Annotated in this window: 17 protein-coding genes and 1 rRNA gene; 15 read left to right on the forward strand and 3 right to left on the reverse strand. The window is 41.9% G+C overall.

Annotated elements, in window-relative coordinates; translation table 11 throughout:
• The first annotated feature begins 147 nt into the window (after positions 1-147).
• From LC091_RS19360 to LC091_RS19400, 9 genes are all read left to right on the forward strand, one after another.
• Positions 148-1,092 (forward strand): DNA-directed RNA polymerase subunit alpha, encoded by a 945-nt coding sequence (locus LC091_RS19360; protein WP_148990109.1) that lies wholly within the window; start codon positions 148-150, stop codon positions 1,090-1,092.
• 75 nt (positions 1,093-1,167) lie between these two features.
• The gene (gene rplQ, locus LC091_RS19365) at positions 1,168-1,530 is read left to right on the forward strand and encodes a 50S ribosomal protein L17 (protein WP_010191541.1); all 363 of its coding nucleotides are present in this window, start codon (positions 1,168-1,170) and stop codon (positions 1,528-1,530) included.
• Between the two features lie 625 nt (positions 1,531-2,155).
• Positions 2,156-2,989 carry an energy-coupling factor ABC transporter ATP-binding protein gene (locus LC091_RS19370; RefSeq protein WP_226683685.1) on the forward strand — a complete coding sequence of 278 codons (834 nt, stop codon included), beginning with the start codon at positions 2,156-2,158 and terminating at the stop codon, positions 2,987-2,989.
• Complete coding sequence (locus LC091_RS19375) at positions 2,965-3,840, forward strand: energy-coupling factor ABC transporter ATP-binding protein (RefSeq protein ID WP_226683686.1); 876 nt, start codon at positions 2,965-2,967, stop codon at positions 3,838-3,840. The genes LC091_RS19370 and LC091_RS19375 overlap by 25 nt, the downstream gene beginning before the upstream one ends.
• Positions 3,824-4,627: an energy-coupling factor transporter transmembrane component T family protein gene (locus tag LC091_RS19380; protein ID WP_226683687.1), complete on the forward strand. Its 804-nt coding sequence runs from the start codon at positions 3,824-3,826 to the stop codon at positions 4,625-4,627. The genes LC091_RS19375 and LC091_RS19380 overlap by 17 nt, the downstream gene beginning before the upstream one ends.
• A gap of 11 nt (positions 4,628-4,638) precedes the next feature.
• A complete protein-coding gene (gene truA, locus LC091_RS19385; RefSeq protein ID WP_319003689.1) occupies positions 4,639-5,388 on the forward strand; it encodes a tRNA pseudouridine(38-40) synthase TruA in 750 nt (249 codons plus the stop codon).
• Between the two features lie 164 nt (positions 5,389-5,552).
• Positions 5,553-5,990 carry a 50S ribosomal protein L13 gene (rplM, locus tag LC091_RS19390; protein WP_010191550.1) on the forward strand — a complete coding sequence of 146 codons (438 nt, stop codon included), beginning with the start codon at positions 5,553-5,555 and terminating at the stop codon, positions 5,988-5,990.
• A gap of 20 nt (positions 5,991-6,010) precedes the next feature.
• On the forward strand, positions 6,011-6,403 hold the full coding sequence (rpsI, locus tag LC091_RS19395; RefSeq protein ID WP_010191551.1) for a 30S ribosomal protein S9: 393 nt from the start codon (positions 6,011-6,013) through the stop codon (positions 6,401-6,403).
• 209 nt (positions 6,404-6,612) lie between these two features.
• Positions 6,613-7,641, forward strand: a complete 1,029-nt coding sequence (locus tag LC091_RS19400) for a hypothetical protein (RefSeq protein WP_226683689.1) — start codon at positions 6,613-6,615, stop codon at positions 7,639-7,641.
• A 75-nt stretch (positions 7,642-7,716) separates the two neighbouring features.
• Here LC091_RS19400 and LC091_RS19405 read toward each other — a convergent pair whose 3' ends face one another.
• A complete protein-coding gene (locus LC091_RS19405; RefSeq protein ID WP_226683690.1) occupies positions 7,717-8,202 on the reverse strand; it encodes a hypothetical protein in 486 nt (161 codons plus the stop codon).
• A gap of 189 nt (positions 8,203-8,391) precedes the next feature.
• Between LC091_RS19405 and LC091_RS19410 the strand changes: the two genes are divergently transcribed.
• From LC091_RS19410 to LC091_RS19420, 3 genes are all read left to right on the forward strand, one after another.
• Positions 8,392-8,832, forward strand: coding sequence for a YbaK family protein (locus tag LC091_RS19410; protein WP_010191559.1), 441 nt, complete (start codon positions 8,392-8,394; stop codon positions 8,830-8,832).
• Positions 8,833-8,894: 62 nt separating this feature from the next.
• Complete coding sequence (gene cwlD, locus LC091_RS19415; protein ID WP_226683692.1) at positions 8,895-9,617, forward strand: N-acetylmuramoyl-L-alanine amidase CwlD; 723 nt, start codon at positions 8,895-8,897, stop codon at positions 9,615-9,617.
• A 122-nt stretch (positions 9,618-9,739) separates the two neighbouring features.
• A complete protein-coding gene (locus LC091_RS19420) occupies positions 9,740-10,786 on the forward strand; it encodes an Mrp/NBP35 family ATP-binding protein (RefSeq protein WP_226683699.1) in 1,047 nt (348 codons plus the stop codon).
• A gap of 44 nt (positions 10,787-10,830) precedes the next feature.
• On the opposite strand, the gene gerD is transcribed toward LC091_RS19420, so the two are convergent.
• Positions 10,831-11,463, reverse strand: coding sequence for a spore germination lipoprotein GerD (gerD, locus tag LC091_RS19425; protein ID WP_226683693.1), 633 nt, complete (start codon positions 11,461-11,463; stop codon positions 10,831-10,833).
• Positions 11,464-11,620: 157 nt separating this feature from the next.
• Between gerD and LC091_RS19430 the strand changes: the two genes are divergently transcribed.
• A complete protein-coding gene (locus LC091_RS19430) occupies positions 11,621-12,223 on the forward strand; it encodes a KinB-signaling pathway activation protein (protein ID WP_226683694.1) in 603 nt (200 codons plus the stop codon).
• 47 nt (positions 12,224-12,270) lie between these two features.
• Here the strand turns inward: LC091_RS19430 and pdaB are convergent, their stop codons facing one another.
• Positions 12,271-13,035, reverse strand: coding sequence for a polysaccharide deacetylase family sporulation protein PdaB (gene pdaB / locus LC091_RS19435; RefSeq protein WP_226683695.1), 765 nt, complete (start codon positions 13,033-13,035; stop codon positions 12,271-12,273).
• A 142-nt stretch (positions 13,036-13,177) separates the two neighbouring features.
• On the opposite strand from pdaB, the gene LC091_RS19440 reads away from it, so the two are divergent.
• Positions 13,178-13,414, forward strand: coding sequence for a hypothetical protein (locus tag LC091_RS19440; RefSeq protein WP_226683696.1), 237 nt, complete (start codon positions 13,178-13,180; stop codon positions 13,412-13,414).
• Between the two features lie 375 nt (positions 13,415-13,789).
• Positions 13,790-13,862, forward strand: a 16S ribosomal RNA gene (locus LC091_RS19445); the annotation flags it as partial.

Raw genomic sequence — 13,862 nt, forward strand, 5'->3', positions numbered from 1 at the left:
TGTCAATAATGGCTGATGATACAGTTTAAAAATATACAGAGATAATTAAATGTTGTTGTTGTGCACAATCGGGACATACCTATGGGGAATTTCGGTAAGACATTCTATGTCTTTCCGGGGTTTCGACGTTTTGAAGGAGGGTTATGAATGTTAGAAATCGAAAAACCAAAAATCGAAACGGTTGAAATCAGCGATGACGCCAACTATGGTAAATTCGTCGTCGAGCCACTTGAGCGTGGATATGGAACAACTTTGGGTAACTCCTTACGTCGTATTCTTTTATCCTCACTTCCTGGTGCCGCTGTAACATCTATCCAAATAGATGGTGTACTGCATGAGTTCTCAACAATTGAAGGCGTCGTTGAAGATGTTACAACAGTTATTTTGAACGTTAAGAAGCTAGCATTAAAAATCTATTCAGATGATGAGAAGACGTTAGAGATCGATGTACAAGGTGAAGGAGCTGTAACAGCTGCTGACATTACTCATGACAGCGATGTTGAAATCCTTAACCCTGACCTTCATATCGCTACGTTAGCGAAGGACGCTCACCTACGTATCCGTTTCACTGCAAAGCGCGGTCGTGGATATGTACCAGCGGACGGAAACAAACGTGAAGACCAACCGATCGGTGTTATTCCGATTGATTCCATTTTCACTCCAGTTTCTCGCGTTTCTTATTATGTTGAAAATACACGTGTAGGCCAAGTCTCTAACTATGACAAGCTTACATTAGATGTATGGACAGATGGTAGTAACGGTCCACAAGAAGCAGTAGCACTTGGGGCAAAGATTTTAACTGAACACTTAAATATATTTGTAGGATTGACAGACGAAGCGCAAAACGCTGAAATCATGGTAGAAAAAGAAGAAGATCAGAAAGAGAAAGTTCTAGAGATGACTATCGAAGAATTAGATCTATCCGTTCGTTCTTACAACTGCCTGAAGCGTGCTGGCATCAACACTGTTCAAGAACTTGCAAATAAGACAGAAGAAGATATGATGAAAGTTCGTAACTTAGGCCGTAAATCTTTAGAAGAAGTCAAGCACAAATTAGAAGAGCTTGGTCTTGGCCTGCGTAAAGATGACTAGTTTTTACTTGGAAAACTAGGCATCTTTATGTGTTTGAACCTTTCATGACTTTCTACAGAAGGAGGGAACATCAACATGGGATACAGAAAATTAGGTCGTACTAGCGCACAACGTAAAGCAATGTTACGTGACTTGACTACTGACTTGATCATCAGTGAGCGCATTGAAACTACAGAAGCACGTGCGAAAGAATTACGTTCTTTAGTAGAAAAAATGATTACTCTTGGTAAGCGTGGTGACTTACACGCTCGTCGTCAAGCAGCTTCTTACGTTCGTCATGAAGTAGCGAACGCAGAAACTGGTCAAGACGCAGTTCAAAAGTTATTCGCTGATATCGCTCCACGTTATGAAGAGCGTCAAGGTGGATACACTCGTATCATGAAACTTGGACCTCGTCGTGGAGACGGAGCTCCAATGGTTATCATTGAACTTGTATAATATATATTAGATGATAGTGGGTTAAAGAGGAGGTAACGAATCTTTTAACTTACTATAGTCAGTCATAAATAAGGGCGGACAGTTGTAATGACTGATCTAAGCCCTTTATTTTTTTGTCTATTTATATTAGAAGACTGTTTGATACACCGCTGGTGATTTCCGCAAAAGGCTGCGCTTTCCGCGGGGCGACCTTGAGCCTCCTCGGGCTGCGCCCTGCGGGGTCTCAACATTGTCGCTACTCCCCCGCAGGAGTCTACGCCTTTTGCTCCAATCACCAGCTGTAAATATCATTCAATATAGATTTGGAGATCTCATAAAAAGGGGTTAAAGTCTCGACTATCTATGAATTTAAACCAGTAACTCCCTGTTGCTTGGAGTGCAAGGTGTGAGACTCCAGCGGGGGAGAAAAGGTTGGTTGAGACCCCGCAACGAAGTGAGGAGGCTCAAGCACCTTCCCGCGGAAAGCGAACACCTGAAACGCAAAGCAACAAGGGTGTATAACCTAACCCATGCTCTTGAGCTATGTTGAGCAGTGGGTTTTTGTACTACCTATTTTCTTTTTTTGAAGGTTAAGTCTATATTAGAGAGAGTTAGTTAAGCGGAGAAGAGAGGAGTTGTATTTTCGATGGCCATCTTAGAAGTGAAGGGTTTGTCCTTCCGCTACGCAAACCAAGAAGAGGATACGTTAAAGAATATTAATCTTAAAGTGGAACAAGGAGAATGGACAGCGATCGTTGGCCATAACGGCTCCGGTAAGTCCACGTTAGCTAGAATCCTGAACGGCTTGCAGCTACCGACAGTTGGGTCTGTAATAGTTCAGGGGATAGAATTAACGGAAGAAACGATTTGGGATATTAGAAGGCAGGTAGGAATGGTCTTTCAAAACCCGGATAATCAATTTGTAGGTTCGACGGTAGAGGACGATGTTGCGTTTGGTTTAGAAAATATTGGCGTCCCCCGCGAAGAGATGATTTCCCGCGTGGCTGAGGGGATTGAAAAAGTAGGGATGGAATCTTTTTTAACCCAAGAGCCACATCAGCTCTCTGGAGGCCAGAAGCAACGTGTGGCCATTGCAGGTTTAATTGCGCTGCGACCATCGATTATTATTTTGGATGAAGCTACAAGTATGCTTGATCCTATTGGACGTAAGGAAGTAATCGACACCATAGAAGAGCTCAGGCAACAGGTGGGAGTAACGGTAATATCCATTACTCATGATTTAGAAGAGGCAGCGAGAGCAGATAAGATTATTGTGTTGAACGGCGGAGAAGTGTTTGGCGAAGGAACTCCGGATGAAGTTTTCCGAATGGGAGATAAGCTTGTGGAGATTGGGCTTGATTTGCCTTTTCCAATTATCTTGGCAAATAAACTGCAAGAGTTGGGTGTGGAGTTTGAAACAGACCCAACCAATAGGGAAAGGCTGATGGATGAGTTATGCAAATTACAATCAAGGATTTAGAGCATCGCTATCAGCTGAATACTCCTTTTGAAAGGGTCGCCCTTTATGATGTAGATATGATGATTCCTGAGAACTCTTACACCGCCATTATTGGTCATACAGGATCAGGGAAGTCTACCTTGCTACAACATCTTAATGGACTGTTACGACCTACAAACGGCACCATTCAAGTTGGCGATATCACGTTACATGCTAATAAGAAGGAAAAGAACATCAAGGCTTTGCGCAAAAAGGTAGGGATTGTTTTTCAATTTCCTGAACATCAGCTGTTTGATGAAACCGTGGAGAAGGATGTTTGCTTTGGTCCGCTAAATTTTGGTGTCCCAGAAGAGGAAGCAAAAAGGCGGGCAAGAGAGGCGCTTAAGCTTGTTGGACTGCCTGATAGGTATCTGGAATCTTCCCCGTTTGATTTAAGTGGGGGTCAGATGCGCCGGGTGGCGATAGCCGGGGTGCTTGCGATGCAGCCGGAGGTTCTAGTACTAGACGAACCGACAGCAGGCCTAGATCCACGAGGACGCAAAGAAATCATGGACCTTTTTTATAAACTGCATAAAGAGCAGAATCTGACCACCATCCTTGTCACCCACAGCATGGAGGATGCGGCAAAATACGCAGATTCTATCATGGTAATGAACAAAGGGACTGTTGGGTTAAAAGGGACACCAAGGGAGATTTTCGGCCAGGCGGAGGAAATTAAGAAGCTTGGATTGGATGTTCCAGAGACGGTCCTGTTTATGAAAGAACTGGGATTGCGTATGAATAAAGAATTCAGCCAAGTGTGTCTGACTGTTGAAGAAGTGGCAGAAGCGATCGCCTCCCGCTTGGAAAAGGGGGATGAGGGATTTGAATAATTTAATCATTGGTCGTTATGTTCCGGGGACCTCTCTTATTCACCGGATGGACCCGAGAGCAAAACTGCTGCTTGTCTTTATTTTCGTCATGGTTGTGTTTCTTGCCAATAATGTTTGGGGCTACGCGTTACTTGCGGCCTTTACGTTGACGATCGTGTTGCTTACTAAAATACCGATACCTTTTATTTTAAAAGGGCTTAAACCGATCATCTGGATTATCATCTTTACGATGCTTTTTCATGTTTTTTTGACGAAGGAAGGGACGTTGCTTTTTGAAGTAGGCTTTATTCAGGTGTACGAAGAAGGCATCATACAAGCTATCTTTATTTCTTTACGCTTTTTATTCTTGATCGCAATCACCACCATCCTTACCTTGACCACTACACCAATTGAGGTGACAGACGGGATGGAGACGTTATTTGGTCCGTTTAAAAAGGTGGGCGTGCCTGTTCATGAACTTGCCCTGATGATGTCCATTTCCTTGCGATTCATCCCGACCTTGATGCAGGAGACAGACAAGATCATGAAGGCACAGAGTGCTAGAGGTGCTGACTTTACCGTAGGGCCTCTGAAGGAGCGTGTAAAGGCGTTGGTTCCTTTGCTTGTCCCATTGTTCATCAGTGCGTTTAAACGCGCAGAGGAGCTTGCTACGGCGATGGAAGCGCGCGGGTATAAAGGCGGCGAGGGAAGAACAAAATTCCGCCTGCTAGAATGGCAGCTAAAAGATACCTTATTGATGGTGACCTTGGCCGTACTAACGTTTATCTTAGTTCTTATCCGAACATAATGGAGTTAGATATGATGAATAGATTAAAATGTATCCTAACCTATGACGGGGCCGGGTTTGAAGGGTATCAGATTCAGAAGGAGAAGCGCACAGTTCAACTGGAGGTCCAGAAGGCATTGTCCCGAATCCATAAGGGGACAGAGATAAAGGTTTCAGCTTCTGGCCGCACTGATGCAGGTGTCCATGCAGTGGGCCAAGTCCTGCACTATGATTCACCTTTAACCATTCCCGATGCAGCCTGGCAGAGGGCGCTGAATGCCCATTTGCCCAAAGATATTTGGGTGAAGAGGGTAGAGTCTGTCTCAGGGGACTTCCACGCGCGTTTTGATGTGGTAAAAAAGGAATACCGTTACAAGGTGAGCCTGGCAAAGGACTTTAATGTTTTTGACCGAGATCAGGTGTTTCATTATCCTTACTCGTTGGATTTGGCAGCTGTAAAGGAAGCGTGTGGATATTTTATTGGCGAACACGACTTTACGAGCTTTTGTTCTGCAAAAACTGAAGTAGAGGATAAGGTGAGAACCATCTACTCACTTGAAGTGGATTTGAAAGGCGAGGACCTGGAATTCCGTATTATCGGCAACGGCTTTTTATATAATATGGTACGTATTATCGTTGGCACCTTACTCGAAATTGGACAAGGTAAAAAATTACCAAGAGATATTTTTTTAATCCTGGAAGCAAGAGATCGGGGAGCGGCTGGAAGAACGGCACCAGCACACGGTTTATACTTATGGAACGTGGTTTATGATGACAACTAATCCTGGTGTAACATCTTCTTGACAATCTCGCAAAAAAGAGATAAGATATCACATGGTATGTATTTTAACCCCACGATCAAGCCCCGGAAGAGTTTCATCGTGATGAATAAAATATATTAAGAAATGAAAAATAAAAGCTTTATTTTTTTTAGGAGGGAAATTTAATGCGTACAACGTTTATGGCGAAAGCTAGCGAAATTAATCGTAAATGGTACGTGGTTGACGCTGAAGGTCAAACTTTAGGTCGTCTTGCAAGTGAAGTTGCATCCATTTTACGTGGTAAACATAAACCAACTTTTACTCCAAACGTAGACACTGGAGATCATGTTATCATTATCAATGCAGAAAAAATCCACTTAACAGGTAACAAGTTGAACGGTAAGATCTACTACCGTCACACAATGCACCCAGGTGGACTTAAACAAAGAACGGCTTTGGAAATGCGTACTAACTATCCTACAAAGATGTTAGAACTAGCAATCAAAGGCATGCTTCCAAAAGGAAGTCTTGGACGTCAGCAAGCTAAAAAATTGAATGTGTATGCTGGAAGCGAGCATCCACACCAAGCACAACAACCTGAAGTTTACGAACTTCGCGGTTAATTAATAAGGAGGGTATAACTTTGGCACAAGTACAATACTACGGCACAGGTCGTCGTAAAAGCTCCGTTGCACGTGTACGTCTAGTTCCTGGTAACGGACAAATCGTGATCAACGATCGTGATATCGAAAACTACATCCCATTCGAAGCTCTACGTAACGTTGTTAAACAACCATTGGCAGTTACTGAAACAGAAGGTAACTACGATGTATTAGTAAACGTTGACGGTGGAGGATACACTGGTCAAGCTGGTGCGATCCGTCACGGAATCGCTCGTGCATTATTGCAAGCTGATCCTGAGTTCCGTGCTACTTTAAAGCGTGCAGGGTTCCTAACTCGTGACGCGCGTATGAAAGAGCGTAAAAAATACGGACTTAAGGGCGCTCGTCGTGCACCTCAGTTCTCAAAACGTTAATTTTCAATTTCGAAAAACCCCTGGCCTATACGGTCAGGGGTTTTTTTATGCTGCTAACCTCCACCTATGCAGTCCTACTTTACATATCCCCATCAGATCATCTTTGTTGAATGAACCGGCCGTTAAGAATTTCTGTATGGTCTATATAGGTATATAACCATAGCATGTCTATATGGTGTGCATACACTGTAAGGAAAGGTGGTGAAATAATGGGACATTGTAGTAAGTGCTTCCAACATTCAGATAAATGCTGCTGTTCCTTCAAAAGCCAGAAGTCGGAGCAAGATCAATGTCAAGTTCAGATTCCTGTTCAAGTTCAGGATAGTGAGGCGACTCCTGTACAAGAAGGACAGGTGGTTATCCAAGATGGTCCAGAGGCTACTCAAAATGCATTTCAAGGTCCTCAAAATCAACTTCAAAGACATGGAAATCAAAGAAATGGAGATCAGACAAATGAAGGGCATACCAATATCTCTCCGTTACAAAATAATCAGTCCATTTCGACACCTATCGATGTTAGTGGAGTAAATGTAAATGTAAAGTGTGGTGATTTTATGCCTTTTCCGTACCCATTCCCATTCCCGGTGCATAAATGCAATTGCTGCCCGGATTCCCCGTTTTGTACAAAATCCTTTGATCATAAAGACTGTAGAAAAGACAAGAGAAAATCCAAAGAGTGTGACTGTTGTACTGAAGCACTCTCGGAATTTTTATGCTTTGTAAGAGACACACAACGCTCATTAGATGTAGAAGAGGGAGTTGACATTTATTTAGCAAGTGCTACAGGGTTAGGTAATCCTATAGACGACCAAATAATAACAGATGTAGAAAGCTGTTTCCTCATTAGATTTCGTGATGAAGGAGAAACAGGGCCGATAACAGCTGCACAGTTATGTAAAGTTGCAGGGTTAAGTGTGACAGAAGATGAAGAAGATCCTCCAGGTGAGCTATTCACTTTGATACAGGATTATATCAACAACCTGAATGCAGGTTGCTCGCAAGATAAAGGGAAATGTGACTGCTCTTGTTGTGCAAGTGCCATTGGAGAAGAATTGGATGCCGCCCGTAGATTTCCCCAACAGTTAACGGCTGAACTTTTCATTAATGGGGTAGATGCAGAATTAGCAGACTTGACGGTGCTTCTGGTGAAAGACTGCCTAGTTTATCTAACAAATACCACTGAGGACACAATATATGTTTTTTCACTTTGTGCAATTACTGCGGTTACAGTGAGTTAAAGGCTTAAAAAAGAGGGGCTAGAATTACGAAGCCTCTCTTTTTTATGAGGAAAAGGGTGTTTTTGCCGGTTATTCTTACTTATTGTCCTCATCTTTTTCTTCTGCTTGTTCGTCCTCGTTCACTGTTACGTTCACTGTTACATTTAAATCGTTTATAAAATCATCTTTCATTTCACTGAAATCCTTAATGAGGGACAAGCTCATTTCTTTCATGTCGTTTAAAAGTTTTTCTAAAGCTTCGCCACTTAAAGGTGTACTTTCTCCTTTTTGAACTTGTACCTGGGGCCCGTTGCCATTTCCTGAAGTGGTTTGACTATTTGTATGGCTATTATTATCTTTCATGTCTTTTCTCATCCGCTTAAGATTTTGTTTTAGCGTATTCATTTCGGCTTTTAAAGAAGCTTTAAACTCTCTTAATGTGTTTTCATCCATCTCATTTGTTGTAACAGAAACATTTTTAATATTGGTTTGTACATTTGCTGATTGCTGATTATTGCCCGCTTCTTCTGAACTGATGCTATTATCTGAACTATAATAAAGTATAGGTTTTCTTAACATCACTACTATCACCTCCTTTTATGATAATGCTTATATCACTATATGCAGAGATTGTTGCTCGTTCTATGAAATTCCCCCAAAAAAGGCGGATCTCAAATGTCCCAATATCTGACTTGGAAAAACGTACTCATTCTTTGTACGCATGAAAGCCCTCGCCCATTAGGAAACTAATCGGGAAAGGGTGTGAAAGAGATGACTGTAGTAACAACCTTCAAGGAAAAGCGCAGAGAAAAGCAGATGAAATATGAGCGCAAGATGCTGCGCGAGATTTCACTCGAGGTTTTACGGACAAAGGTGAAGGATTTTTTCTCGCCATACTTAAAGAACAAAAAACAGGTAACTGCCATAGAAGAGGGCTGTCTTGATGTAGCAATTGAAGCTTATCTTCTTGGTGCTTCATATAGTAAGTTTGGGTATTACGGTGAAAATGCAGAGCAGGTAAAGACGCGTTGCCATGTCGAAGAGAAATATCTAATTGATACCTTATACGATTATTTCTTGTACTGGGGTTCGATTGGTGACAATGATATGGTTCATGAATCTTTTTATATGACGTGCGACGCCTTTGTTGATTACTGGTGGCGCGAAGGATTTCATAAAGGAGAAAAAAGATACCGCATGAGGTTGCACTAATTAACATAAACTTCCCCCTTGTCCCATATAGTGTAAAGAGTGGACATGCGGGAGGGGTACATATGCAAAGGTGGAAATTCTGGGCTTTTCTTACGGTAATCTTAACGGTGACCGCCGTTTTTCAATATCAATTGTTTTCAAAAGACACATGGGAACAGTGGAGTCTGCCATTGAGCGGGAAGATTATCATCCTTGATCCTGGTCACGGCGGACCTGATGGAGGAGCCGTCGGTGGGGAGATATTAGAAAAAGACGTGGCCCTTGAAGTGTCCCGTTATGTGAAGGATTACCTTCAGGAGCAAGGGGCATTGGTATTGATGACGAGAGAAGAGGATGTAGACCTTGCAGATCCTGCGACAAAAGGATATAGCCGCAGAAAAGTAGAGGATTTGCGTAAGCGAATTGAGATGATTAACGAATCTGATGGAGATCTTTTTCTCAGCATTCACCTGAACGCCATCCCGTCACCAAGATGGAGAGGGGCACAAACCTTCTACCATGGGACGAAACATAAGGAAAACGAACGCTTGGCAAAGTTCATCCAAGAAGAGTTCAGGGTCAACCTTGAAAACACAGACCGTTATGCTAAATCAATGAATACGCTTTTTATCTTAAAAAACGCTGAGATACCTGGGGCTTTAGTGGAGGTTGGTTTCTTGTCCAACCCTGCCGAACGTGCATTGCTAAATACAGAAGAATATCAGAAATCATTAGCGGCTTCCATTTATAATGGAGTGATGCGTCATTATACAAATGAAGAAGAATTACCCGATCCCCCTCAATAACGAAAAAGGGGGATTTTTTATAGGCACATATCGATAAATTCATGTGGTCTATATGTTATACTAAAATTGTAAACGAATTCAATTCTGAAAATAGACTATTAACACATAAGGGTGGGGTCACTTTGTTAACAGAAGCTAAAGTAGTACAGTTATTAAAAGATCTACATGATCCGTTTTTACATAGAACATTTGAAGAAACAAACGCGATTCAAGAAATCTCCATCAAGGAAGAAAAGAATCATGTCAGTGTGAAGGTGGCACTTGCCAAGACTGGTACGGCAGAGCAAATGCAGCTCCAAAGTACCATCGTTAATCTTTTAAAAGAAGCGGGAGCGGCAACGGTTGGTCTGCGTTTCATGGAACTTCCACAAGAGGTAGTCGCGCGTTTTGGCGTGGAAGCTCCTAAAGAGGAAGAAACGCTGCTATCAAGCAACAAAACAACCTTCTTAGCTATTGCTTCCGGTAAAGGGGGCGTAGGGAAATCCACGGTTTCCGTTAACCTGGCAGTTTCATTAGCGCGTCTAGGGAAAAAAGTCGGCTTAATTGATGCAGATATCTACGGCTTCAGTGTACCTGATATGATGGGCATTACGAAACGTCCGGTCGTGCGCGGCGAAAAGATCATTCCAGTGGAACGCTTCGGTGTACAAGTAATCTCCATGGGCTTTTTTGTAGAGGACAACTCACCGGTTATTTGGAGAGGACCGATGCTTGGGAAGATGTTGAACAGTTTCTTTAATGAGGTGGAGTGGGGAGACTTAGATTACCTACTGCTAGACTTGCCTCCTGGAACAGGGGACGTGGCGCTTGATGTGCACTCCATGCTTCCATCCTGTAAAGAATTAATCGTAACGACTCCTCATCCAACAGCAGCATTTGTTGCAGCTAGAGCCGGGGCAATGGCGATTAAAACGGACCATGAAGTAATCGGTGTTATTGAAAACATGGCTTACTTTGAAAGCAAGAAAACAGGTGAGAAAGAGTATGTATTTGGAAAAGGTGGCGGAGACAAGCTGGCAGAAGAGTTGCAGGCGCCGCTTCTTGGACAACTTCCATTACAACAACCTGACTGGAATGACGATGACTTTGCACCATCCATCTACCAACAAGACCATGATCTAGGAAAAATATATTTGAGCATCGCTTCAAAAGTGGTGGAATTAGCGTAATAAAACAAGCAGACCCCGTTACATATGTGGGTCTGCTTGTTTTTTTATCCACCCTCTGAACCGCCGCCGGACTCTTGCCCGCCTTCTGAGCCACTACCACCTTCTCCGCCTTGACCACCGCCACCTTGTCCTTGCCCGCCTTGCATTTCTGAAGCGGCTTTTAGCAATAGGTCTTGTAGTTTGGCCTTAAACAAAGGACTCTCAAAAGTTTCGGTGATTACTTTTTGAAGGTGTTTTTTATATTCCTGCCCGCTCATCACGGTAATCATTTGCTTTTCCATTTCAGGATCTTGCAGAATCTGAACCATCATAGCCTGATATTCAGGATCCTTCATTAAATCCTTAATAAGCTTCTCATGCTCTTTTTGCATGCTCTTTGCAAAAGTCTCGGCAAACTTAGGATCTTCAAACGCCTTTTTCCAAAATTCTACGCCTTTTTCGCTGTCCAATGTCTGCTCAATTGATTTTGTAACGACTTCCTGATCCAAGACAAAGTTAGCTTTCATCTTATCATCAGCCATGATTTCTTCAATCGCTTTTTTACCGTCGTCTGTCTTTAATATATCAACAACCATTTTTTTGGTTTCGTCGTAATCCATTTGACCGCCTTTTTCACTCTCTGCACAACCAGTAAGAAGGAGGGAAAGAAGGAGTGGCGGCAAAAGGTAGCTTTTCATCAAGAAAACTCCTTCCAACATGTATTTCATACGATTAATATGTGACAAAGTTAATCAAATATACAAATTTGCATGGTACGGATTATGGATTTTTACTGGTTACATTGGTAAAATGTAAACTAGTGTCTTTAATCTGTGTTAAATGGAGGAAAAGAAAGTGAACAGTCGTAATTGGGTTCGATTATTTCTTTCCACGCTACTAGTCGGAGCGGTAACAACCGTTATTGTTGCGTTCATAGTCCGTTGGGATCAACATACAGCACAATTTGCAAATGGAGAATACCTTCAATTCCTATCCATCATCGCTTGGTACATTGGAGTAGGTTTGATATTCAGCATCATCAGTCAAATGGGTTTCTTTGCTTACTTGACCATTCACCGATTCGGTTTGGGGATCTTTAAATCCCTTTGGAGTGCCGTGCAATTGGTGTTGATCATTTTTGTTTTATTTGATCTTGTGTATTTCCGTTATATATCTTTTGCAAACGAAGGAGATTCCTTACTTCCTTATTTCGCATTTCCAATTTTTCTTTTAGTGTACGGCCTGATCGTAGCGTATGTGAAAAAGGCTCAAACCAATAAACACGCATTCATTCCTGCGTTGTTCTTTATGGTAGTGGTAACAACGATTGAGTGGTTCCCAGCACTTAGGGAAAATGAACCTGGTTGGCTGTTATTCATGCTGTTCCCTTTATTAGCATGTAATTCTTATCAGCTACTATTGTTGCACCGGTTAAATAAAACCTCTGCAGCAAAATAAGAAAAAACGGCGCTTCTCCGATTTGGGGAGGCGCCGTTTTTTGTGAGTTATTGTACTTCTTTGCTTTTGGCTTTCGTGTTGTTGATCAGTTCTGTTACGCTGCTTATTTCATATCCTTTTTCTTTAATGTACTGAATAATCTCTGGTAAAGCGTCCTCTGTTTGTTTGGCAGAGTCTGATGCATGAAGAAGAACGATATCCCCATTGCTTAAGTTCTTTGTCACATTGTCCACGATAATTTCTTTCCCCGGGTTGATCAGGTCATGAGAATCAACACTCCAATGTACCACAGTAAATCCGAGTGAATTGGCAATCTCAAGTACGCGCTTATCAAAAGCCCCTTTAGGCGGTCGAAGCAAATTGACCTTCTTGACCTCTAGCTTCTCAAATACATCCAAAGATTTTAAAATATCCCTCTTCACTTTCAAGTCTTCAAGGTCCCGATAATTTTCATAGGCATACCCCATGCTCCCAATCTCATGTCCATCTTCCACAATCCGTTTCACGATATCAGGATGCCTCTCCGCCCATGAAGCAGATAAGAAGAATGTCACGCCGGTTACGCTATTTTGTTTTAATAAATCCAATATGGGAAGCGCCTTTTCATCTCCCCAGCTAATATCAAAGGACAATGCGACCTCCTTAGTACTGCCTTCTCCCTTATAAATTGCACGTGGCCCATCCTTGGTCGAAAACACCGGCTGGTTAGAAAAGTTTTCTATATATAAAATCCCTGCAGTGAAGAATGCCGCCAAAATGATGATGGATAATTGCTTAAGCTTTCTTCCGTTAATAACATAGAAATTAGTCATGCTTAGCCCCCTTGTCCACAGTATCTACTCTCATAAATATTCAGTAGGACAAATCTTATGCAAAAAATATTTAGGAAAATGTTTCATAAAAACCGGTTTGGTGGAAAAAATACACTATAAAGTATTTTTTAGAGGTGAAGAAATGTTAGGGATGTTGTTAAACAATAAAGAAGTGAAAGAAATGGAATACTTGTTAAAAAGAGAACTAGAAGAACTCTTACACGACTTTGATGATCATCGCATTGATAGAGTAGTAAAGCATGCCATGGAAGAACGATATCAAATTCTATACAAAATGTTCACCCGTATCGCACCGCCAACAGAGTGTATGAAATATATCCGATCCAAAGCTGTCTTTAGAGAAAGGGAATCCTTATAAGGACATTATTAATTAGCCGCAGATACTGTGGCTTTTTATTTGTTCAACCAACACTTATATAAAGATGAAAGTACGCCAGGAAAACAAATAAAAAAAACTTTATAAAAGTAGTTGACGGTAAAAGAAAATCCGTGGTATATTATTATTCGTCGCTGCGAGATACATAAACGCTTGCAAGACAAAAAATAAAAAAACATGTTGACATTAACTTGCTCGATGTGTTACATTAATAAAGTCGCTTCTGAGCGGCAAGTTGATGAAAATGATCTTTGAAAACTAAACAAAACAACAGCGTCATAACGTCGGTTCTTCGGAACACGACAAAATGATTTAAGTAAGACAAGCTAGCAAATTTTGAGCAAAAGCTCAGACTCTTTATTGGAGAGTTTGATCCTGGCTCAGGACGAACGCTGGCGGCGTGCCTAATACATGCAAGTCGAGCGGACCT

Origin of the sequence: Sutcliffiella horikoshii, from assembly GCF_020524325.1 — a bacterium.
Taxonomy (GTDB): Bacteria; Bacillota; Bacilli; order Bacillales; family Bacillaceae_I; genus Sutcliffiella_A; species Sutcliffiella_A horikoshii_D.

What these genes read in the sequence shown, in the direction of transcription:
- LC091_RS19360 (WP_148990109.1), top strand. Translation starts at nt 148, where the DNA reads ATGTTAGAAATCGAAAAACCAAAAATCGAAACGGTTGAAATCAGCGAT.
- truA (WP_319003689.1), top strand. Translation starts at nt 4,639, where the DNA reads ATGATGAATAGATTAAAATGTATCCTAACCTATGACGGGGCCGGGTTT.
- rplM (WP_010191550.1), top strand. Translation starts at nt 5,553, where the DNA reads ATGCGTACAACGTTTATGGCGAAAGCTAGCGAAATTAATCGTAAATGG.
- cwlD (WP_226683692.1), top strand. Translation starts at nt 8,895, where the DNA reads ATGCAAAGGTGGAAATTCTGGGCTTTTCTTACGGTAATCTTAACGGTG.
- LC091_RS19400 (WP_226683689.1), top strand. Translation starts at nt 6,613, where the DNA reads ATGGGACATTGTAGTAAGTGCTTCCAACATTCAGATAAATGCTGCTGT.
- LC091_RS19375 (WP_226683686.1), top strand. Translation starts at nt 2,965, where the DNA reads ATGCAAATTACAATCAAGGATTTAGAGCATCGCTATCAGCTGAATACT.
- pdaB (WP_226683695.1), bottom strand. Translation starts at nt 13,035, where the DNA reads ATGACTAATTTCTATGTTATTAACGGAAGAAAGCTTAAGCAATTATCC.
- LC091_RS19410 (WP_010191559.1), top strand. Translation starts at nt 8,392, where the DNA reads ATGACTGTAGTAACAACCTTCAAGGAAAAGCGCAGAGAAAAGCAGATG.
- rplQ (WP_010191541.1), top strand. Translation starts at nt 1,168, where the DNA reads ATGGGATACAGAAAATTAGGTCGTACTAGCGCACAACGTAAAGCAATG.
- LC091_RS19370 (WP_226683685.1), top strand. Translation starts at nt 2,156, where the DNA reads ATGGCCATCTTAGAAGTGAAGGGTTTGTCCTTCCGCTACGCAAACCAA.
- LC091_RS19380 (WP_226683687.1), top strand. Translation starts at nt 3,824, where the DNA reads ATGAGGGATTTGAATAATTTAATCATTGGTCGTTATGTTCCGGGGACC.
- LC091_RS19440 (WP_226683696.1), top strand. Translation starts at nt 13,178, where the DNA reads ATGTTAGGGATGTTGTTAAACAATAAAGAAGTGAAAGAAATGGAATAC.
- gerD (WP_226683693.1), bottom strand. Translation starts at nt 11,463, where the DNA reads ATGAAAAGCTACCTTTTGCCGCCACTCCTTCTTTCCCTCCTTCTTACT.